Annotated in this window: 18 protein-coding genes; 9 read left to right on the forward strand and 9 right to left on the reverse strand. The window is 73.8% G+C overall.

The features are described from left to right. Positions 1–27: 27 nt before the first annotated feature. Complete coding sequence (gene sucD / locus ACIQLL_RS00185; RefSeq protein ID WP_402461604.1) at positions 28–924, reverse strand: succinate--CoA ligase subunit alpha; 897 nt, start codon at positions 922–924, stop codon at positions 28–30. A 25-nt stretch (positions 925–949) separates the two neighbouring features. Beyond that, complete coding sequence (sucC, locus tag ACIQLL_RS00190) at positions 950–2,116, reverse strand: ADP-forming succinate--CoA ligase subunit beta (RefSeq protein ID WP_402461607.1); 1,167 nt, start codon at positions 2,114–2,116, stop codon at positions 950–952. A gap of 248 nt (positions 2,117–2,364) precedes the next feature. Here sucC and ACIQLL_RS00195 point away from each other — a divergent pair, with 248 nt between their 5' ends. Together ACIQLL_RS00195 and ACIQLL_RS00200 are read left to right on the forward strand one after the other, a co-directional pair. Beyond that, on the forward strand, positions 2,365–2,571 hold the full coding sequence (locus ACIQLL_RS00195; RefSeq protein ID WP_402461610.1) for a helix-turn-helix domain-containing protein: 207 nt from the start codon (positions 2,365–2,367) through the stop codon (positions 2,569–2,571). Between the two features lie 2 nt (positions 2,572–2,573). After that, the gene (locus ACIQLL_RS00200) at positions 2,574–3,119 is read left to right on the forward strand and encodes a Clp protease N-terminal domain-containing protein (protein WP_402461612.1); all 546 of its coding nucleotides are present in this window, start codon (positions 2,574–2,576) and stop codon (positions 3,117–3,119) included. Positions 3,120–3,151: 32 nt separating this feature from the next. Here the strand turns inward: ACIQLL_RS00200 and ACIQLL_RS00205 are convergent, their stop codons facing one another. Together ACIQLL_RS00205 and pcrA are read right to left on the reverse strand one after the other, a co-directional pair. After that, complete coding sequence (locus tag ACIQLL_RS00205) at positions 3,152–5,263, reverse strand: acyltransferase family protein (protein ID WP_402461613.1); 2,112 nt, start codon at positions 5,261–5,263, stop codon at positions 3,152–3,154. Between the two features lie 88 nt (positions 5,264–5,351). Next, entirely contained in the window at positions 5,352–8,018 is a 2,667-nt protein-coding gene (gene pcrA / locus ACIQLL_RS00210; RefSeq protein WP_402461615.1) for a DNA helicase PcrA, read from the reverse strand. Positions 8,019–8,105: 87 nt separating this feature from the next. Here pcrA and ACIQLL_RS00215 point away from each other — a divergent pair, with 87 nt between their 5' ends. Beyond that, entirely contained in the window at positions 8,106–9,764 is a 1,659-nt protein-coding gene (locus ACIQLL_RS00215; RefSeq protein WP_402461617.1) for a DUF389 domain-containing protein, read from the forward strand. A 22-nt stretch (positions 9,765–9,786) separates the two neighbouring features. Here ACIQLL_RS00215 and ACIQLL_RS00220 read toward each other — a convergent pair whose 3' ends face one another. Genes ACIQLL_RS00220 through ACIQLL_RS00230 form a run of 3 tightly spaced genes read right to left on the reverse strand, consistent with a single transcriptional unit; the run spans position 9,787 to position 11,166 of the window. Then, the gene (locus ACIQLL_RS00220) at positions 9,787–10,236 is read right to left on the reverse strand and encodes a GNAT family N-acetyltransferase (RefSeq protein WP_402461620.1); all 450 of its coding nucleotides are present in this window, start codon (positions 10,234–10,236) and stop codon (positions 9,787–9,789) included. Positions 10,237–10,268: 32 nt separating this feature from the next. Then, a complete protein-coding gene (locus ACIQLL_RS00225) occupies positions 10,269–10,751 on the reverse strand; it encodes a DUF456 domain-containing protein (RefSeq protein ID WP_402461623.1) in 483 nt (160 codons plus the stop codon). A gap of 43 nt (positions 10,752–10,794) precedes the next feature. After that, positions 10,795–11,166 carry a hypothetical protein gene (locus ACIQLL_RS00230; RefSeq protein ID WP_402461625.1) on the reverse strand — a complete coding sequence of 124 codons (372 nt, stop codon included), beginning with the start codon at positions 11,164–11,166 and terminating at the stop codon, positions 10,795–10,797. 378 nt (positions 11,167–11,544) lie between these two features. Between ACIQLL_RS00230 and ACIQLL_RS00235 the strand changes: the two genes are divergently transcribed. The 6 genes from ACIQLL_RS00235 (at position 11,545) to ACIQLL_RS00260 (ending at position 16,856) form a co-directional block, all read left to right on the forward strand. Then, positions 11,545–13,263 carry a nitrite/sulfite reductase gene (locus ACIQLL_RS00235; protein ID WP_402461628.1) on the forward strand — a complete coding sequence of 573 codons (1,719 nt, stop codon included), beginning with the start codon at positions 11,545–11,547 and terminating at the stop codon, positions 13,261–13,263. Then, positions 13,260–14,141, forward strand: coding sequence for a phosphoadenylyl-sulfate reductase (locus tag ACIQLL_RS00240; RefSeq protein WP_402461631.1), 882 nt, complete (start codon positions 13,260–13,262; stop codon positions 14,139–14,141). Before ACIQLL_RS00235 ends, ACIQLL_RS00240 begins: the two co-directional genes overlap by 4 nt. 25 nt (positions 14,142–14,166) lie before the next feature. Next, complete coding sequence (gene cobA / locus ACIQLL_RS00245) at positions 14,167–15,420, forward strand: uroporphyrinogen-III C-methyltransferase (RefSeq protein WP_402461633.1); 1,254 nt, start codon at positions 14,167–14,169, stop codon at positions 15,418–15,420. 56 nt (positions 15,421–15,476) lie between these two features. Next, a complete protein-coding gene (locus ACIQLL_RS00250) occupies positions 15,477–16,184 on the forward strand; it encodes a sirohydrochlorin chelatase (RefSeq protein ID WP_402461636.1) in 708 nt (235 codons plus the stop codon). Positions 16,185–16,245: 61 nt separating this feature from the next. Beyond that, positions 16,246–16,470 carry a type II toxin-antitoxin system Phd/YefM family antitoxin gene (locus ACIQLL_RS00255; protein ID WP_402461639.1) on the forward strand — a complete coding sequence of 75 codons (225 nt, stop codon included), beginning with the start codon at positions 16,246–16,248 and terminating at the stop codon, positions 16,468–16,470. Further along, positions 16,461–16,856 carry a type II toxin-antitoxin system VapC family toxin gene (locus ACIQLL_RS00260; protein WP_402461642.1) on the forward strand — a complete coding sequence of 132 codons (396 nt, stop codon included), beginning with the start codon at positions 16,461–16,463 and terminating at the stop codon, positions 16,854–16,856. Before ACIQLL_RS00255 ends, ACIQLL_RS00260 begins: the two co-directional genes overlap by 10 nt. 15 nt (positions 16,857–16,871) lie before the next feature. Here the strand turns inward: ACIQLL_RS00260 and ACIQLL_RS00265 are convergent, their stop codons facing one another. Then, positions 16,872–17,486, reverse strand: a complete 615-nt coding sequence (locus ACIQLL_RS00265) for a LuxR C-terminal-related transcriptional regulator (protein WP_402464576.1) — start codon at positions 17,484–17,486, stop codon at positions 16,872–16,874. A 56-nt stretch (positions 17,487–17,542) separates the two neighbouring features. Next, positions 17,543–18,835, reverse strand: a complete 1,293-nt coding sequence (locus ACIQLL_RS00270) for a PspC domain-containing protein (protein WP_402461644.1) — start codon at positions 18,833–18,835, stop codon at positions 17,543–17,545. Positions 18,836–18,955: the final 120 nt, after the last annotated feature.

Genomic DNA, 18,955 nt, shown 5'->3' on the forward strand with positions numbered 1-18,955 from the left:
GGGCGGGCGGCGGTCGGCCTGAGAGGCTCAGAGGCTCTGCAGGATCTCCCGCATGAGCTCGGCGGTCTCGGACGGCGTCTTGCCGACCTTGACGCCGACGGCCTCGAGGGCCTCCTTCTTGGCCTGCGCGGTGCCGGAGGAACCGGACACGATGGCCCCGGCGTGACCCATGGTCTTGCCCTCGGGCGCGGTGAAGCCCGCGACGTAGCCCACGACCGGCTTGGTGACGTGCTCGGCGATGTAGGCCGCGGCACGCTCCTCGGCGTCGCCACCGATCTCCCCGATCATGACGATCGCCTTCGTGTCGGGGTCCTGCTCGAACGCCTCGAGCGCGTCGATGTGCGTGGTGCCGATGACGGGGTCGCCGCCGATGCCGATGGCGGTGGAGAAGCCGAAGTCCCGCAGCTCGTACATCATCTGGTACGTCAACGTGCCGGACTTCGACACGAGGCCGACCGGCCCGGTCCCGGTGATGGTGTGCGGGGTGATGCCGGCCAGCGACTCGCCCGGCGTGATGATGCCGGGGCAGTTCGGGCCGATCATGCGGGTGGACTTGCCCTCGAGGTAGGCGAACACCTCGGCGGTGTCCTGGACGGGCACGCCCTCGGTGATGACCACGAGCAGGCCGATGCCGGCGTCGATGGCCTCGATGCAGGCGTCCTTGGTGAAGGCCGGGGGCACGAACACCACGGAGACGTCGGCGCCGGTGGCCTCCATGGCCTCGGTGACGGTGCCGAAGACGGGCAGGGTCACGGGGTTGCCCTCGTGGTCCGTGTGCTCGACCGTCTGGCCGGCCTTGCGGGCGTTCACGCCGCCGACGATGTTCGAGCCGGCGTCGAGCATCAGGGCGGTGTGCTTGGCACCCATGCCACCGGTGATGCCCTGGACGATGATCTTGGAGTCGGAGTTCAGGTAGATCGACATGTTGGTGAGTCTTCGCTTTCCGGGCTCAGGCGTTGGCCAGCTCGGCTGCCTTGTCGGCGCCGCCGTCCATGGTCTCGGCAAGGGTCACGAGGGGGTGGTTCGCCTCGTCGAGGATCGCCCGCCCCTTGTCCACGTTGTTGCCGTCCAGGCGGACGACCAGCGGCTTGGAGGCCTCGTCACCGAGGATCTCGAGCGCACCGACGATGCCCTTGGCGACCTCGTCGCAGGCGGTAATGCCACCGAAGACGTTGACGAACACGGACTTGACCTGCGCGTCGTTGAGGATGACGTCCAGACCGGCGGCCATGACCTGCGCGTTGGCGCCGCCACCGATGTCGAGGAAGTTCGCCGGCTTGACGCCGTCGTGCTTCTCGCCCGCGTAGGCCACGACGTCGAGCGTGGACATGACCAGGCCGGCGCCGTTGCCGATGATGCCGACCTCGCCGTCCAGCTTGACGTAGTTGAGGTCGTTCTCCTTGGCCTTGGCCTCGAGCGGGTCGGCGGCCGCGGCGTCCTCGAGCTCGGCGTGCTCGGGGTGGCGGAAGTCCGCGTTGGTGTCCAGCGTGACCTTGCCGTCGAGGGCGACGATCTCACCGTCGGCCGTCTTGACCAGCGGGTTGACCTCGACGAGGGTCGCGTCCTCCTCCGAGAACACCGTCCACAGCTGCTGGATGGCCTCGGCGACCTTGTCCTTGGTCTCGGCGTCGAACCCGGCGGCCTCGACGATCTCGGCGGCCTTGGCGGCGTCGATGCCCACGGCGGGGTCGACGGCGATGCGGGCCAGCGCCTCGGGGCGCTCGACGGCGAGCTCCTCGATCTCCATGCCGCCCTCCACCGAGCACATGGCGAGGTAGTTGCGGTTCGCGCGGTCCAGCAGGACCGAGAAGTAGTACTCCTCGGCGATCTGCGCGCCCGCCGCGATCATCACGCGGTGGACCGTGTGGCCCTTGATGTCCATGCCGAGGATCTCGGAGGCCTGCTGCGCGGCCTCGTCAGGAGAGTGCGCGAGCTTGACTCCGCCGGCCTTGCCCCGCCCACCGGTCTTGACCTGGGCCTTGACGACCACGGTCCCGCCGCCGAGCTTCTCTGCGCCCTCGCGGGCCTCGTCCGGCGTCGTCGCGACGACGCCGCCCAGCACGGGGACGCCGTGCTTCTCGAAGATGTCGCGCGCCTGGTATTCGAACAGGTCCACCCTGCTGCGTCCTTCCATCGGTTGAGCCCCTGGGTCGGCAGAGGCCGGCCTGAGCGGATGTCTCGACGTCAAGACATCCGCGTTCCAGAGTAGCCCTCCCATCCTCTCCGGTGGTACGCCCCGGGGCGAAAGGAGGGACGTCCGTGACCGATGACACACCCCCGGCGCAGGGTCCGGCGCGGGTCTCGACGAGCCTCGGGCGGTCAACTCAGGTTGACAAATGCCTCGGTGTCAACCATGGTTGACACATGACCGAACAGTCCCTCGTCGCCGCGGCCTCCGGCGACGATCCCACCCAGGGCCTGCGCGCCGTGCGGTCCCTGCGCGAGCTCGCCGACCGGCTCGAGACCCTCCAGGTCCGCCGGGCCCGCGAGCTCGGCTGGTCCTGGCAGCAGGTCGCCGACCAGCTCGGCGTCAGCAAGCAGGCCGTCAACAAGAAGCACGGGAGGCGATGACCATGTTCGAGAGGTTCAGCAAGCAGGCGCGCACCGTCGTCGTGGACGCGCAGTCCGTGGCCCGGGAGACCGGCGGCACGCAGATCGACACCCGTCACCTGGTGGTGGTTCTCGCAGGGTCCGCGGGTCCCGCACGGGACGCCCTGGGCTCCGCCGGGCTCGACCCGGACGCGCTGGCCACCGCCGTCCGGGCCGACCTGCGCACCGGCGGGCTCGACGCCGAGGCGCTGGCGTCGCTGGGCATCGACCTGGAGGCGGTGCGCCGCGAGACCGACGCCACCTTCGGTCCGGGCGCCCTGGACGACGCCGGAGCCCGGCCCGGCACCGGACATGTCCCGTTCGCACGCGACGCCAAGAAGGCCCTCGAGCTCGCACTGCGGGAGACGGTCCGCCTGGGCGCCCGGAGCATCGACGGGGGTCACCTGCTGCTCGGCGTCCTGCGCGCCGACTGCCCCGGCGGCCGCGCGCTGGAACGGGCCCTGCGCGGGGCCGGGCTCGACGTCGCCACGGTGCGCACCGCCGTCGAGCAGCAGCGCCGCGCCGCCTGACCCGTCCCGTCCCGGAACAACGCCCGACGCGCTCAACCGAGGCCGGCGAGAGCCGTCGACAGCACGTCGGCGTAGACGACGATCCCGGCCATGTTCGGGTGCGTCCGGTCGGCGTGGAGCAGCCCTGTCCGGCCCCGCACCGCGTCCGCCCACTCCGCCACGACCACGTTGTCGCGGTCCGCCGCGACGTCGTGGAGCTGCGCGTTCGCGTCCGGGACCCAGTAGCTGACGCCCACGGACGTCACGAGGACCACCTGCCGGTCCGGGCCGATGATGTCCAGCGTCTCGTCGAGCGCGTCCTCGGAGCCCGCGAACTGGAACCCGCCGTTGGTGCCGAACTGCAGGACCACCACGTCCCGGAGCTCGCCCGCGCGCTCCGAGCGACGGACCAGCTCCGGGACGTCCAGCCACTTGCGGATCGGTTCGGCGTCGATGGCGATGCCCGGCAGGGCCTCGAGGACCGCCGGGGCGGCACCGGACAGGACCGAGTCGCCGAACGCGGAGATCTCGGGGCCGGCCACGGCGCCGCTCCCCTCCTTCTGCGCCGGATCGCCCCGGCCGTCACCGTCCTCGTCCGTGCCCGTCGCCGCGTCCTTCGTCCCCCCGCCCTGCCTGCCGTCCTTCTCGTCCTTCGCGGTCACCCCGCCACCGCCGTCCCGCGTGGCGGCCTTCTCGCCCGTGGCGGTCCCCCCGCCGCCGTCCCGCGTGGCGGCTTTCTCGCCCGTCGCCGCGTTGCTCCCCGCCGCCGGCCCGGCCCCGTCGGCCGCGCCGTCGCCGTCCGCGGCCTGCGCCGCCAGCACGGCCGCACCCTGCTCGACGGCGAGCTGCGCCTGCGAGACGCGGGGCGCCGTGACGACCACGACGCCGGCTGCCAGCGCCACCACGCAGCAGGCTGCCAGGGCGCTGCGTGCCACCACCGGATGCGGCGCCACGGAGCGCATCGAACCCCCGAGGCGCGCGGCGGTCGCCCGGAACCCCTGGTGACGCACCGGTGTCTCGACCCAGCGGTACGACGCCGCCGCGAGAGCCACCGTGATCCCCAGCGCCGCGGCCGTCCCCCGCCACCACGCCACGGTGCCGGGCTGGGCCGCCACCACGGCGCCGACCAGCAGCAGCACAGGCCAGTGCCACAGGTACAGGCCGTAGGAACGCTCCCCGACCCAGACCACCGGCCGCAGCTCCAAAAGCCGGACGCCCCACGTCGGCGCCGCCCGATCCGTCACGTCGGCGCAGCGGGACACGAGCACCAGGGCCAGCAGCGAACCGAGCAGGATGCCGCCCCGGTAGGTCCACGGCGAGTCGCTGTGCAGCGTGCAGAACAGCGCGAGGAGGCCGGCCGTCGCGGCCGCCGGCGCCCAGCGCGAGACCCGCGGCGGGAGCAGCCTGCCCCGCGAGACGTGGAGCAGCGCCGCAGCGGCGCCGAGCAGGAGACCGAACAGGTGGGTGCCGGTGCCGTAGTAGACCCGGGTCGGGTCGGCGGTCGGGACGAACAGCACCGCCATGGCCACGGCGGAGGCCGCGGCCCCCGCCAGAGCGAGCACGCCCACGCCCCGGACCGTCGGCACCACGGCGAGGAGCACCAGGAGCAGGACCGGCCAGGCCAGGTAGAACTGCTCCTCCACGGCCAGCGACCAGAACGGCTGGAACAGCACGGGCGCGCCGGACTCGAAGTAGCTCCGGCCCGCCGCGATCTCGGTCCAGTTGCTGGTGAAGGTCGCCGCTCCGAGCACCTGCCGGCCGATGCTGACCAGCAGGTCGGGCTGGACGACCCGCGCTGCCAGGACCGAGACGAGCACGACGACGGCGAGGGCCGGCAGCAGCCGGCGCGCACGCCGGGCCCAGAACGCGCCGAGGCGTACCCGCCCGGTGCGCCGCAGCTCCCCCACCAGCAGCGTGGTGATGAGGAACCCGCTGACCACGAAGAACACGTCCACGCCGAGGAACCCGCCCGGTACGGCCACCGGGTCCACGTGGTAGGCGATCACCGCGGCCACGGCCAGCGCGCGCAGCCCGTCCAGCCCGCGGATCCGACGGCGGTGCGGCGGGAGCGCACGCCCGAGGCGGGACCGGCGGGTGCCGGTCGCTGCGGTCGGCGTCGACGGACCGTCGCTGGTCCGCAGGGCCGGCTCGGACAGGGCGTCCATGCGCACTCCCGCTGCCGCGGCCGGCGCGGCACCGGCCTGGCCACAGGCTAGCCCCGGGACGCCGCGGTGCCGCGCTGGACGCGCGGTGTCAGAGGCGAGTCACCGGGGAGAAGCGCAGCAGCAGGCGCTTCGTCCCGTCGGCACCGAAGTCGATCTTCGCCACGGAGTTGTGCCCCGAGCCCTCGAGCCCGACCACGGTCCCCAGGCCGTAGGCGTCGTGCGTGACCCGGTCGCCGACGCTCAGCGAGGGGATGTCGGCGTCCTGACGCGGGGAGGCCGAGCCGAAGGACGCCGCACCCGATGCGGTGCCCGCCCCGGGCTTCCTGCCCGACGACGGCGCTCGCGGTGCGCCACGACGCTCGGCGCCCGCGGGGGCGTGTCCGCCGCGGGCGGCCCGCGGACCGGCGTACGAACCCCAGGCGGAGCCGCCGCGTCGCAGCGTCTGGGTCGCGGACTCGGCGCGGCGCCAGTCCATGAGCTCGTCGGGGATATCGTCGAGGAACCGCGACGGCGGGAACTCGTTCGCCATCCCGAACGCCGAGCGGGTGCCCGCGCGGGACAGGTAGAGACGCTCACGCGCCCGGGTGATGCCCACGTAGGCGAGCCGGCGCTCCTCCGCCAGCTCGGCGTCGTCGTGCAGGGACCGCATGTGCGGGAACGTGCCGTCCTCCATGCCCGTGAGGAACACGACCGGGAACTCGAGCCCCTTGGCGGTGTGCAGGGTCATCAGGGTGACCACGCCCGGGTCCTCGGTCACGCCCTCCTCCTGCTCGGCCTCCGCCTCGCCGTCGGCGACGTCCTCGGCGGGGATCTGGTCGGCGTCGGCCACCAGGGAGACCCGTTCGAGGAAGTCCGCCAGATCGCCTTCCGGGTCGGCCTGGGTGAACTCCGCGGCCACGGCGTGCAACTCGGCGAGGTTCTCCACGCGCGAGGCGTCCTGCGGGTCGTCGCTGGCCCGCAGCTCGGCCAGGTACCCGGTGCGGTCCAGGACCGCGCCGAGGATCTCCGCCGGCGTGCCGCCGTCGTCCACGAGCGCGCGCAGCTCGGCCATCATCTCGGCGAAGGCGCGCAACGGGCGCAGGGTGCGGGTCGTCATCGCCGGGATCTCGTCGATCCGGTCCAGGGCCGCGCCGAACGAGATCCGGTGGGCGTCGGCGAACCCGGCGACCAGCGACTCCGCCTTGTCGCCCAGGCCGCGCTTGGGCACGTTCAGGACGCGGCGCAGCGAGACGTCGTCGTCGAGGTTGGCCAGCGCCCGCAGGTAGGCGACCGCGTCCTTCACCTCCCGGCGCTCGTAGAACCGGGTCCCGCCGACCACCTTGTACGGCAGCCCGACGCGGATGAGCACCTCCTCCAGCGCCCGCGACTGGGCGTTGGTGCGGTAGAAGACCGCGACGTCACCGGGGCGCACGCCCGCGGTGTCCCCGAGACGGTCGATCTCCTCCGCGACGAACCGGGCCTCGTGGTGCTCGTCGTCGGCGACGTACCCGACGATCTGCGCCCCCGCCCCGGCGTCCGTCCACAGGCGCTTCGGCCGGCGGCCCGTGTTGCGCGCGATGACGGCGTTGGCGGCCGTCAGGATGCTCTGCGTGGAGCGGTAGTTCTGCTCCAGCAGGATCGTGGTCGCGTCCGGGTAGTCCTCCTCGAACTCGACGATGTTGCGGATCGTCGCGCCGCGGAACGCGTAGATGGACTGGTCGGCGTCGCCCACGACGGTCAGCTCGGCCGGGTCGAGGACGTCGGCCGCGCCGTCCGGCGCCCGGTCTGCGGGGCTCGCCGGCTCGCTCCTCGCCGGGACGCCGGTGAGCTCGCGCACCAGCACGTACTGCGCGTGGTTCGTGTCCTGGTACTCGTCCACGAGGATGTGCCGGAACCGGCGGCGGTAGTGCTCGGCCACGTTCGGGAAGGCCTGCAGCAGGTTGACCGTGGTCATGATGATGTCGTCGAAGTCCAGCGCGTGCGCCTGCGCCAGGCGTGCCTGGTAGCGCCGGTAGACGTCCGCCAGGACCGCGTCGACCTCGATCTTCGCGGCGTCGGCGATCCCGCCCCCGGCCAGGGCCCGCTCGCGCCAGCCGTCGGCCGTGGTGTCCGAGCCGATCCGCTGCGCGTAGGTGTCCGGGTCGATCAGCTCGTTCTTCAGGTCGCTGATCTTGTGCGCGAGCGAGCGCGCCGGGTACTTCTTGATGTCCAGGTCGAGCTCGCGGCACACCAGCGTGATCAGGCGTTGGGAGTCGGCGGCGTCGTAGATCGAGAAGCTGGAGCGCAGCCCGAGCGTCTTGGACTCCCGGCGCAGGATGCGCACGCACGCCGAGTGGAACGTCGAGACCCACATGCGGTGCGCGGCCGGTCCCACCAGGTGCTCCACCCGCTCGCGCATCTCGGCGGCGGCCTTGTTCGTGAACGTGATCGCCAGGATCTGGCCCGGGTGCGCCCGGCGGGTGGCCAGCAGGTGAGCGATGCGGTGGGTGAGGACGCGAGTCTTGCCCGAGCCCGCCCCCGCGACGATCAGCAGGGGTGAGCCGGCGTGCACGACGGCGTCCCGCTGCGGCTCGTTGAGACCGTCCAGCAGCGCGGCGGCCGCCTCGTCCGACGCCGGGTCGCCGGACGGCCGCGTGCCCGGCGAGGGCTGCGGCACCCAGTCCGGGGCGGCGGCGTCGTCGTCCCACCGCGGCGCGGTGGTGGGCAGGCGGGCGGTCTCCCCGGCGGTCGGCGCGTCGAGACCGGGCAGGGAGAGGCTGTCGAAGAGCGAAGTCATGGCACGTCAAGGGTAGGCGTTGAGGCCGACACCCGGGGTTGCTCCGCACCGGCGGCGGCAGGTGCTCCCCGCCGCTATCGTCTCGCCATGAGCAGCCCCGCGCCCGGCAGCACCGGCGTCACCGGCCAGGCAGCCTCCGCGCAGGAGCTGCTGGCGCACCCCCGACGCCTGGTCAACCCCTCAACGGTGGGCGGGGCGGTGGCGCTCGTCATCGGCCTCGTCCTGCTCCTCGTGCCGGCCCTGTCCCACGACCTGACCGAGACGGTCGTCGGCCTCGGGCTGCTCGTCTCCGGCGCGAACGACCTGTGGGCCGCGGTGCGCCGTCGGGTGGGGGTCCCCGCTCGGGTCGCCGCCGCCCTGCGCGGGCTCGCCTCCCTGGCGATCGCGGCGATCTTCCTGTTCTCGGCGCAGACGGCGCTCGTGGTGTCGCTGCTCATCGGCGCCGTGTACCTGTTCTTCCGCAGCCTGGTCACCCTGGTCCTCGCGGTCGCCAGCCGGGACCGCAGCCGCCGGGCGCCGCGCTACGCCGCCGGCGGGGTCGGCCTGGCGTTCTCCGTGCTGGTCCTGGTCACGCCGGGCGCCTACGTGGACTGGATCGCGGCCGTCGTCGGTCTGTTCGCCACGTTCGCCGGGACCGTCACCCTCACCTACGGCTACCGCGTGGCCTCCGGCCGGTTGCCTCCGCCCGAGGGCACGTACCCGTCCTTCACCGAGATCCTGTGGACCTGGGTGGACCACGTCGACATCGGGACCAGACGGCGGACCCTGCTGGCCGAGCAGCTCTACCTGGAGCGCCCCGAGATGGCGGCGAAGCAGATCGCCTGGTGGACGATGCTGGTGCTGAGCGTGTGCATCGCCACGCTCGCCGTGCTGCAGGACTCCACCGCCGTCGTCATCGGGGCGATGCTGGTCGCACCACTGATGACGCCGATCCTGGGCCTCGCCGCCGCGCTGGTGAGCGGCTGGGCGTACCGTGCCGTCCGGTCGCTGGTGCTCATCCTGGCCGGTACCGCCGTCGCGGTCGCCATCGCCTACGCGATCGCCTCGTGGGTGCCGATCGTCGTGCCGTTCGACTCGAACAGCCAGATCAGCTCGCGCGTGGACCCGACCCTGCTCGACATGCTGGTCGCGGTGGCGGCGGGCGCGGCCGGGGCGTTCGCCACCGCGGACCGGCGCGTCGCGTCCTCCCTGGGCGGCGTCGCGATCGCGGTCGCGCTGGTGCCGCCGCTGTCCGTCGTCGGCGTCGCCCTGTCGAGCGGTCGGCCCGGGGACGCGGCCGGCGCGATGCTCCTGTTCGCCACGAACTTCGTCTCGATCGTCCTGGCCGCCGCCGTCGTCTTCGTGTTGGCCGGCGTGGCCGAGCCCCGGCAGCTGCGGCGCGGCGGGCGACGCATCCTGCTGACGCTGACGCCGTTCGTGACGTTGGCGCTGATCATCCTGCTGCCGCTGCTGCTGACCACGGACGGCCTGCTGAGCAGCTCCTCCGATGAGCGCGCCGCGCAGGGCGCCGTCGACGACTGGCTCGACGACGACGCCTCGCTCAGCCTCACCCAGGTCGACGTCGGCACGGACACCGTGCAGGTGTCCCTGGTCGGCTCCGCCGACGACCTGCCGGCGCTGGACCCGCTGCAGTCCGCGCTGGACGACGCCCTCGGTGGTTCGTACGCCGTCGAGGTGTCCGTGACCCCCGTGGAGATCCGACGGCTTCCGGCGGCCTCCCCCTCGCCGACGTCACGCCGCGGCTGAGCCACGCGGCCCGGCCGGGCGGTCAGCCGCCGACCGCGCGCCGCCGCATCGGGGTGTGCGGGATGCCGTCCTCGAGGTACTCGGCACCGTCGGGGGCGAACCCGAACCGTGCGTACCAGCCCACCAGCGGCGACTGCGCCCCGAGGACGACGTCCTGGTGCGGCGCCGCTTCTATGGCGACGTCGAGGGCGGCCCGCAGGAGCACCCCCGACGTCCCGGTACCGCGCACGTCGGGGTGGCAGACGACCCGGCCGATGCGTTGCGCGGCGCCGTCGTCGAGCACCCGGGCCGTGGCGACGACCCGGCCCGCGTCGAGGACCACGACGTGCCGGGTGCCGGGCGCGAGGTCCCGGTCGTCCAGGTCCGGGTACGCGCAGTCCTGCTCGACGACGAACACGTCCTGCCGCAGCCGGCACAGGCCGAAGACGGTTGCGGCGTCGAGGTCGGTCAGGGGGCGGGTGAGGATCTCCACCGCGCCATCATCGCGTACGGGGCGCCGTGCGCTCAGGTCAGGGTCAGCCCGACGACCCAGGTGAGCGTGGCCAGGACACCCCCCACGAGCTGGATGCCGATCGTGATGGCCGTGGCCTGCAGGGCCGCGACCGTCGCGCGCCACGCTGCGGCCCGGTCCCGGCGGCGCAGGTACTCCACGAGGAGCACGGCGACGGCGAAGAAGAGGAACAGCCCCACCACCGGGACGACGAAGAAGCCGACGATCCCGGCCACCCCGGCGACGGCGAGCGTGGACCAGGGCACGTCCGCCCGGCGCATGTGCCGGCCGGCGACCAGCCAGTTGCCCGTCTCGGCCAGGGCGACGATCAGGGCGGCGACGGCGAAGCAGACCCATGCCGTCGTCCCGCCGGTGCCCCAGGCCCACACGAGGATCGCGCCGATCACCAGCGCGTTGCCGGGAAGGACCTGGACGACGATGCCGACCAGCCCGACGGCGATCGCGAGCCCGACGAGGACCTCGGCCAGGACGCTCATCCCGTCCCGCCACGCGCGGTGGCGGTCGGTGATGCGGGGGCGATCACCAGAAGACGGCGATGAGGATGTTGACCAGCGTCAGGCCGCCGATCGAGTGCTTGAGGCCGGGGGCGACCGCGCCGGTCCCGTTGTCCCCCTTGCTCCCCTGCCGCTTGGCGACGAAGGCGAGCACGGCGATGACGACGGTGATGGCCAGCTTGACGCCGATCTTGGCCATGTCCGGCCCGCCGTCGTCCCACAGGCCGCTCGCCTCGGCGACGCCGACCATGCCCACGCCACCGACCAGCGCCGACAGCGCCCCGTGGAACACCCCGCGGTACAGGCCCGGGGAGCGCAGGGTGGCGAGGTAGCCGCCGAGGACGATCGCCCAGCCGACGAAGTGCAGGACGGCGAAGACGTTGTAGAGGAACTCCATGTGCGCAGCCTATCGAGGTGACGCCGGTGTCAGAAACTCGCGTCGAGCCACAGCTGTCCACCCCCGGCGCGTCTCACGGAGTGACATCCGTCCCATCAGGCGGACACAGGGTTTCGCCGCCCCGCGCTCCCGGGATAGATTCACTCCCATGACCACGGCTGCGCACCACCTCACGACCACCCGTCGTGAGATGTCGGCGCGCCCGATGCACATGTCCATGTGCAGCTGTCAGTGCTGCTGTCGCTGATCGCGCCCCACCTCAGCCCCCCTCCGCACCCGCGGACCTGAGCACCGGCGCGCGCCGTCGGTCTCGGCCCACCCCTGCTGAGCCTCCGTCGTCGCGCGTCCCGCCCCCGAGGACCCGAGGAACTCCCCCAGATGACGACGCAGACCACCACCCCCGTACCCGCCGAACGTCCCGCCCGGCCCGCGCGCGCCGCCCGGCCGAACGGCCAGTGGAAGATCGACGGCACCGCCCCGCTGAACCACAACGAGGAGTTCAAGCAGGCCGGCCCGCCGCTCGAGGTGCGCGAGCGCATCGAGTCCACCTACGCCAGCGAGGGCTTCGACTCGATCGCCGACGACGACCTCCACGGCCGTTTCCGCTGGTGGGGGCTCTACACCCAGCGCAAGCCCGGGATCGACGGCGGCCGCACCGCCACGCTCGAGCCGCACGAGCTCGAGGACCGCTACTTCATGCTGCGGGTGCGGACCGACGGCGCCGCCCTGTCCCCCCAGGCGCTGCGCGTCCTGGGCGGCATCTCGGACGACTTCGGGCGCGGGACCGCCGACATCTCCGACCGGCAGAACATCCAGTTCCACTGGATCGAGATCGAGAGCATGCCGGAGATCTGGCGGCGGCTGGACACCGTGGGCCTCGAGACCACGACGGCGTGCGGCGACTCCCCCCGCGCGTTCCTCGGCAGCCCGGTGGCCGGCGTCGCCGCCGACGAGATCCTCGACGCCACCGGCGTGATCGACGAGATCAAGCGCCGGTACATCGGCGACCCTGCGCTGGCGAACCTGCCCCGCAAGTTCAAGACCGCGATCTCCGGCCACCCCAGCCTCGACGTCGTGCACGAGATCAACGACATCTCGTTGGTCGGCGTGCAGCACCCCGAGCTCGGCGCCGGCTTCGACCTGTGGGTCGGCGGCGGGCTGTCGACCGCACCGCGCCTCGGCGAGCGCCTCGGTGCGTTCGTCACCGCCGAGCAGGCCCCCGACGTCTGGTACGGCGTCATCCAGATCTTCCGCGACTACGGCTACCGCCGGCTGCGCAACAAGGCCCGCCTGAAGTTCCTGCTCAAGGACTGGGGCCCCGAGAAGTTCCGTGCGGTTCTCGAGCAGGAGTACCTGGGCTACGAGCTGCCCGACGGCCCGGCGCCGGCGCCCGCCACGCGACCCGGCGACCACGTCGGCGTGCACGAGCAGAAGGACGGCCGGTTCTACGTCGGCGCCGCCCCGGTGGTCGGCCGGGTCGGCGGCGGCAGCCTCGCCGGGCTCGCGGACCTCATCGAGTCCGTCGGCGCCGAGTCGGCACGCCTCACCGCCCACCAGAAGGTCGTCGTCCTCGGGGTGCCCGCCGACCGTGTGGACGAGCTGGTCGACGGCCTCGAGCCGCTCGGCCTGACGGCCCGCCCGTCGCTGTTCCGCCGCAACACCATCGCGTGCACCGGCATCGAGTTCTGCAAGCTCGCGATCGTGGACACCAAGGACACCGCCGAGCGCGTCATTGGCCAGCTCGAGGAGCGGCTCGGCGACCTCACCGCGGACCTCGACAAGCCGATCTCGCTGAACGTCAACGGCTGCCCCAACTCCTGCGCTCGGATCCAGACGGCGGACATCGGGCTCAAGGGCCAGATCATCACCGTCGACGGCGAGCAGATGCCCGGCTTCCAGGTCCACCTCGGCGGCAGTCTCGCCGGCCGGGGCCAGGACGCCGGCGGGCTCGGCCGCACGGTGCGCGGCCTCAAGGTCCCGGCCGCCGAGCTGGGCGACTACGTCGAGCGCGTGGTGCGCCGGTACGCCACGGACCGCGTCGAGGACGAGTCGTTCGCCGAGTGGGCGCACCGCGCCGACGAGGAGGTGCTGTCATGACAGCCGTCTCCGTCGCCCTCGGGGTCGGACCGAACGCGTCGGCCGCGTCCGCGCCGGTGTCGACCCTGGCCGGTGCCGCCGAGGCCGCCAGACGGCGTAGCGCGGCGCGCGAGCGGTCACGGGCGCGCCGCAACGCGCGCGTCGACGGCCGCGAGCGCCGCCTGCGGTCGGCCGCCGAGCTGTGCGACATCGCCCGCCAGGGCCAGGCCGAGCTCGGCGGGTCCGGCATCGGCGCCCCGGACGAGGCCTCCGCGCAGGAGGTCATCGCGTGGGCCGTCGAGCAGTTCGGCGACTCGCTGGCCGTCGCCTCGTCGATGACCGACTCGGTGCTCGCCTACCTCGTCAGCCAGGAGCTGCCGTGGGTGGACGTGCTGTTCGGCGACACCGGCTACCACTTCGCCGAGACCCTGGGCACGCGCGACGCCGTCGAGCACTCGTTGGACGTGACCGTGGTGGACGTGCGCCCGCGGCTCAGCGTGGCCGAGCAGGACGAGGTCTACGGCGCGCGGCTCTACCGCCGCGACCCGGAGGCGTGCTGCCGGATGCGCAAGGTCGAGCCGATGCGCGAGGTGCTCGGCGGGTACGAGGCGTGGGCCACCGGCCTGCGCCGGGCGGACTCGGGCACGCGAGCGAAGGCCGAGCTGGTCTCGTTCGACCACGCGAACAACCTGGTCAAGATCAACCCGATCGCCGCGTGGAGCGACGACGAGCTGGTCGCGTTCGCCCTGCGCAACGGCCTGACCGTGAACCCCCTGCTGAACGACGGCTACCCGTCGGTCGGCTGCGAGCCCTGCACCCGGCGCGTGACCGCCGGTGAGGACGCCCGGGCCGGCCGCTGGGCCGGTCTGGACAAGTCCGAGTGCGGCCTGCACATCTGAGCCCGGGCTGCGCGAGGATCTCAGGGTGACCGACCTCTATCCCCTCGGCCTGCGCGTGCGCGGCCGGCTCGTCGTCGTCGTCGGCGGGGGGCCGGTCGCGGCGCGGCGTGTCCGCGGCCTCCTCGCCGCCGGGGCGCGCGTACGCCTGGTGGCTCCCGCCGTCGTGGACTCCCTGGCCGGGCCGGTCGCCGACGGCGCGGTGGAGCACGTGGCGCGCGGGTACGCCCCGGGCGACCTCGACGGCGCCTGGCTGGTGCACACCGCGACCGGCGACCCGGCCGTGGACCGGGCCGTCGCCACGGCGGCGGAGGAGGCGCGCACGTTCTGCGTGGTCGCCGCCGACGCCACCGCCGCCACGGCCTGGGTGCCCGCCACCGCCGGGCTCGCCGGGGACGGCGAGGTCCAGCTCTCCGTCCACGCGGCCCGCGACCCGCGGCGCGCCGTCCGCCTGCGCGACGCGGTCGCCGCGTCCCTGGACGCCGGGGAGCTGCCGGTGCGGCGCGTCCGCACGGCTGACGACGGCGGGTCGCGGACGGGCCGTGTCGCCCTCGTGGGCGGCGGCCCCGGCGACCCGGGGCTGATCACCGGACGAGGACGGCGGCTGCTGGCGAGCGCCGACGTCGTCGTGGTCGACCGACTGGGGCCTCGTTCCCTCCTGGACACCCTCGCGGACGACGTCGAGGTGGTCGACGTCGGCAAGACCGCCGGCAACCATCCCGTGCCGCAGGACCGCATCAACGAGCTGCTCGTGGAGCACGCCCGCGCGGGCCGCGACGTGGTGCGGCTCAAGGGCGGCGACCCGTACTTGTTCGGGCGTGGCGGCGAGGAGCTGGCCGCGTGCCGCGCCGCGGGCGTCGAGGTCGAGGTCGTGCCGGGCGTGACGTCCGCCGTCTCCGTGCCGGCGGCCGTGGGCATCCCGGTGACGCACCGTGGCGTGGCGGCCGGCTTCAGCGTGCTCACCGCGCACGAGGCGGTCCGGGACGTCCCCGGCGGCCCGGACCACACGGTGGTGCTGCTCATGGGCGTCACGCGGCTCGCCACCACCGCCGCGGCGCTGGTCGGGGCCGGCCGGCCCGCGGACACCCCCGTCGCCGTGGTCGAGGACGGGTTCGGACCGCGCCAGCGTGCGACCCTCGGCACCCTCGCGGACATCGCCGCGCGGGCCGCCGCCGCCGGCGTGCGGCCTCCGGCCGTCACGGTGGTGGGTGACGTCGTGCGGCTCAGCCCCGACTGGCCCCCTCCTCACAGCGACGACGACGGCGCCGTGAGCAGACCGTGACAGGCCGTCACCTCGGCGTCACGCCCGGGAACGATCCGGCGCGTAGCGTGACGGGCATGACCGCTCCGACCCTGCTGGCCATCTCCCACGGCACGTCGTCGGCGACGGGGGCGGCCGCCGTCGCCGGCCTGGTCGACGCCGTCGCGGCCCGCCTGGCCGACGAGGCGCCGGTCCGCGGCGGGTTCGTGGACGTCCAGCAGCCCGACGTCCCGACCTGCCTGGCCGCGCTGCGCGAGACCTCGACCGTGCTGGTGCCGCTGCTGCTCTCGGCGGGCTTCCACGTCCACGTCGACCTGCGCGAGGACGTCGAGGCGGCCCACGCCGACGGCATCGGCGTGCGGCTCGGCGGGGCGCTCGGCCCGGACACCCGGCTCGTCGACCTGCTCCAGCGGCGGCTGAAGGACGCCGGCCTCGCGGACGGGGACGTGATCGTGCTCGCCGCCGCCGGATCCTCGGACGCTCGCGCGGTGGCCGACTGCGAGCGCACGGGCGCCCTGCTGGCCGAGCGCACCGGGCACCCCGTCCGCGTCGGCTACATCGCCAACGCCACCCCCAGGCTGGGCGACGTCGTGGCCTCCGTGCGGTTCGAGAACCCGGGTGCCCGCGTCGTCACCGCGAGCTACCTCATCGCGCCCGGTTACTTCCAGACGTTGGCCGAGGGCGTCGGCGGGGACGTCACCACCGCTCCCCTGCTCCTGCCCGACGGCGAGGCGCCGGCCGAGCTGGTCGACATCGTCGTGGACCGGTACCGCGCCGCGCGGTGAGATCCGAGGAAGTTGGTCTGGTCACCTTGACCAGACCACATGACGCGCGCACGATGGAACCATGACCCTCGTGAACGTCCAGGAGGCGAAGACCCATCTGTCCCGGTTGATCGCGCGTGCGCAGCACGGCGAAGACATCGTGGTCGCGCGCGCCGGCAAGCCCGCGGTGCGGCTGACCGCGGTGGAGCCGGTCGCGGAACGCCGTTTCGGTACCGTGCCGATCTCGCTGCCTGACGACTTCTTCTTCACGCCGCTCGACGACGGGGAGCTGGCTGCGTGGGAGTGACCTATCTGCTGGACACCCACGCCTTCGTCTGGCTGCTCGGCTCGCCGGAGCGCCTGTCGGAATCTCTCCGACCAGAGCTCGCCTCCACCGCGAACCGACTCCTGGTCTCGTCGGTTTCGGCCATGGAGGTCGCCACCAAGGTCCGTCTCGGGAAGTTCCCCGAGGCGGCCGGCCTGGTCGGCGCATGGGACCGCCGCGTGGACGACCTCGACGCCGAGACCCTCGACCTCACCACGGCGCACGCCCTCAACGCCGGTTCGATGGCGTGGGAGCACCGCGACCCGTTCGACCGCCTCCTGGCGGCCCAGGCCGTGGTCGAGAACGTCACCCTGGTCACCGCGGACCCCGCCTTCGGTACGCTGCCCGGCCTGCGCACCGCCTGGTGAGCTCCGGCCACCGCCTCAGAGCAGCCGCCGCGCCGCCGCCCACCGCGTGAGCTCGTTGCGGTTGGAGAGCTGCAGCTTGCGCAGCACCGCGGAGACGTGGGTCTCGACGGTCTTGACGGAGATGAACAGCTCCGAGGCGACCTCGCGGTAGGTGTAGCCCCGGGCGATGAGCCGCATGACCTCCTGCTCGCGCTTCGAGAGCCGGTCGAGCTCGTCGTCGGCCACGGCCACGTCTCCGGCCGCGGTGCCGAACGCGTCGAGCACGAACCCGGCCAGGCGCGGCGAGAACACCGCGTCGCCGCCGGCCACGCGCACCACGGCCCCCGAGAGGTCGGACGCCGAGATGTTCTTCGTGACGTACCCGCGCGCCCCGGCGCGGATGACCGCCACGACGTCCTCGGCGGCGTCGGAGACGGACAGCGCGAGGAACCGCGTGCCGGCGAGCAGGTCGGCGCAACGGCGGACCACCTCGGCGCCCCCGCCCCCGTTGCCACCGGGCAGGTGGACGTCCAGCAGCACCACCGGCGGCTGCTCGGCGCGCACGACGGCGACGGCCTCCTCGACGTCCGCGGCCTCGCCCACGACGCGCACCCGCGCGTCCAGGCTGGCCCGCACCCCGGTGCGGAACATGTGGTGGTCGTCGACGAGGACCACCGGCACAGGGCCGTCGGTCCGGGGGCTCTCGGTCACGAGGAGGCTCCTTCGGTCTCGGGGGCGGACGACGGCGAGCCCGCCGACGCCGGGGTGGTGGCGGTCCGCGGCAGGTGCAACCGGACCTCGGTGCCCCAGCCCGGGCGGCTGGTCACCTCGGCGGTGCCGCCACGCCGGCGCACCCGGCCGAGGATGGACTCCCGCACCCCGAACCGGTCCGGGGCGATGTCGTCCAGGTCGAAGCCGTCGCCGCGGTCGCGCACGAACACGTCCACCGCGGCCTCGGCGACCTCGAGGTACACGGTCACGGGCGGCTCGCCGTGCACGACGGCGTTGACGAGCGCCTCGCGGGTGGCCTGCAGCAGCGCGGTGGTCGCCTCCGTGGGCGGGCAGTCGCCCACGACGACGTGCTCGATCTCCACGGCCCGGCCGTCCTCGACCTCGCCGACCAGCACGCGCAGCTCGGCGGCCAGCGACGTGCCCGCGGCCGGGCGGTCGTCGTACAACCACTCGCGCAGCTCGCGCTCCTGGGCGCGCGCCATCCGCGCGACCTCCTCGGCGTCTCCGGCGCGCGCCCGGATCAGGGAGAGGGTCTGCAGCACCGAGTCGTGCAGGTGTGCGGCGATGTCGGCACGCTCGGCCTCCCGGGCCCGCGCGGCCCGCTCGTCGCCCAGCTCCCGCACGAGCCGCAACCACCAGGGCGCCAGCACCAGGGCCACCCCGACCAGCACCGCCAGGGAGGCGAGGATGACGGTCAGCAGCTCCCCGGGCGGGGTGCCCTGCACGAACAGCAGCAGGACCCCCGCGGTGACGAGCACCAGCCCGCCGGCCAGCCGCAGCAGCAGGCCGGAGCGCGGCGTCGGGGCGTCCGCCGTGCGGGCGCGCTGCACGGCGTCGAGCTGGCTCCAGGCCAACGCGGCCCCGCCGGCGACGATGAGGATCGGCAGCCACGTCGAGGGCAGGTCCCATCCGGCGCGGACGGCGAGCAGCAGCGCGGCACCCACGAGCAGCGCCAGACCGATGCCGACGTCGCGACGGGACAGGCTCCGGACCGGGCCGCTGCGCCGCAGCCGGGGCGCGAGCCGCGCGACGGTTGGCGGCCGCGCCGCGGCGGCGACGTCGCGCGGGTCGCCGGCGGGGACCGTGACCCACCAGAAGACGTACAGCGCCAGGCCCATCCCGCCGAGCAGCGCCAGGACGACGAGGGCGACGCGCACGACCCATACCGGGACCGCCAGGTGCGCAGCCACCCCCGCGCACACCCCGCCGAGCCACCGCCCCTGCCGGGGGCGGCGCAACGGCAGGCGCGCGGTCTCGATCGTGCTCACCCCCCGATCGTGGCACGTCAGGGGAGCGCCGCGCCCCGGATCCGGGGCCCCGTGCCGGTGAATCAGGGTCCGTTCAGGGCGACACCCCATGTCCGCGGCGCCGCTGCGCGGCCAGGATGG

This window comes from Isoptericola aurantiacus (assembly GCF_044769875.1).
In the GTDB taxonomy this organism is placed as follows: Bacteria; Actinomycetota; Actinomycetes; order Actinomycetales; family Cellulomonadaceae; genus Isoptericola; species Isoptericola aurantiacus.

What these genes read in the sequence shown, in the direction of transcription:
- ACIQLL_RS00200 (WP_402461612.1), top strand. Translation starts at nt 2,574, where the DNA reads ATGTTCGAGAGGTTCAGCAAGCAGGCGCGCACCGTCGTCGTGGACGCG.
- ACIQLL_RS00255 (WP_402461639.1), top strand. Translation starts at nt 16,246, where the DNA reads ATGACCCTCGTGAACGTCCAGGAGGCGAAGACCCATCTGTCCCGGTTG.
- ACIQLL_RS00265 (WP_402464576.1), bottom strand. Translation starts at nt 17,486, where the DNA reads ATGTTCCGCACCGGGGTGCGGGCCAGCCTGGACGCGCGGGTGCGCGTC.
- ACIQLL_RS00205 (WP_402461613.1), bottom strand. Translation starts at nt 5,263, where the DNA reads ATGGACGCCCTGTCCGAGCCGGCCCTGCGGACCAGCGACGGTCCGTCG.
- ACIQLL_RS00250 (WP_402461636.1), top strand. Translation starts at nt 15,477, where the DNA reads ATGACCGCTCCGACCCTGCTGGCCATCTCCCACGGCACGTCGTCGGCG.
- sucD (WP_402461604.1), bottom strand. Translation starts at nt 924, where the DNA reads ATGTCGATCTACCTGAACTCCGACTCCAAGATCATCGTCCAGGGCATC.
- ACIQLL_RS00235 (WP_402461628.1), top strand. Translation starts at nt 11,545, where the DNA reads ATGACGACGCAGACCACCACCCCCGTACCCGCCGAACGTCCCGCCCGG.
- ACIQLL_RS00230 (WP_402461625.1), bottom strand. Translation starts at nt 11,166, where the DNA reads ATGGAGTTCCTCTACAACGTCTTCGCCGTCCTGCACTTCGTCGGCTGG.
- pcrA (WP_402461615.1), bottom strand. Translation starts at nt 8,018, where the DNA reads ATGACTTCGCTCTTCGACAGCCTCTCCCTGCCCGGTCTCGACGCGCCG.
- ACIQLL_RS00240 (WP_402461631.1), top strand. Translation starts at nt 13,260, where the DNA reads ATGACAGCCGTCTCCGTCGCCCTCGGGGTCGGACCGAACGCGTCGGCC.
- ACIQLL_RS00225 (WP_402461623.1), bottom strand. Translation starts at nt 10,751, where the DNA reads ATGAGCGTCCTGGCCGAGGTCCTCGTCGGGCTCGCGATCGCCGTCGGG.
- ACIQLL_RS00215 (WP_402461617.1), top strand. Translation starts at nt 8,106, where the DNA reads ATGAGCAGCCCCGCGCCCGGCAGCACCGGCGTCACCGGCCAGGCAGCC.
- ACIQLL_RS00195 (WP_402461610.1), top strand. Translation starts at nt 2,365, where the DNA reads ATGACCGAACAGTCCCTCGTCGCCGCGGCCTCCGGCGACGATCCCACC.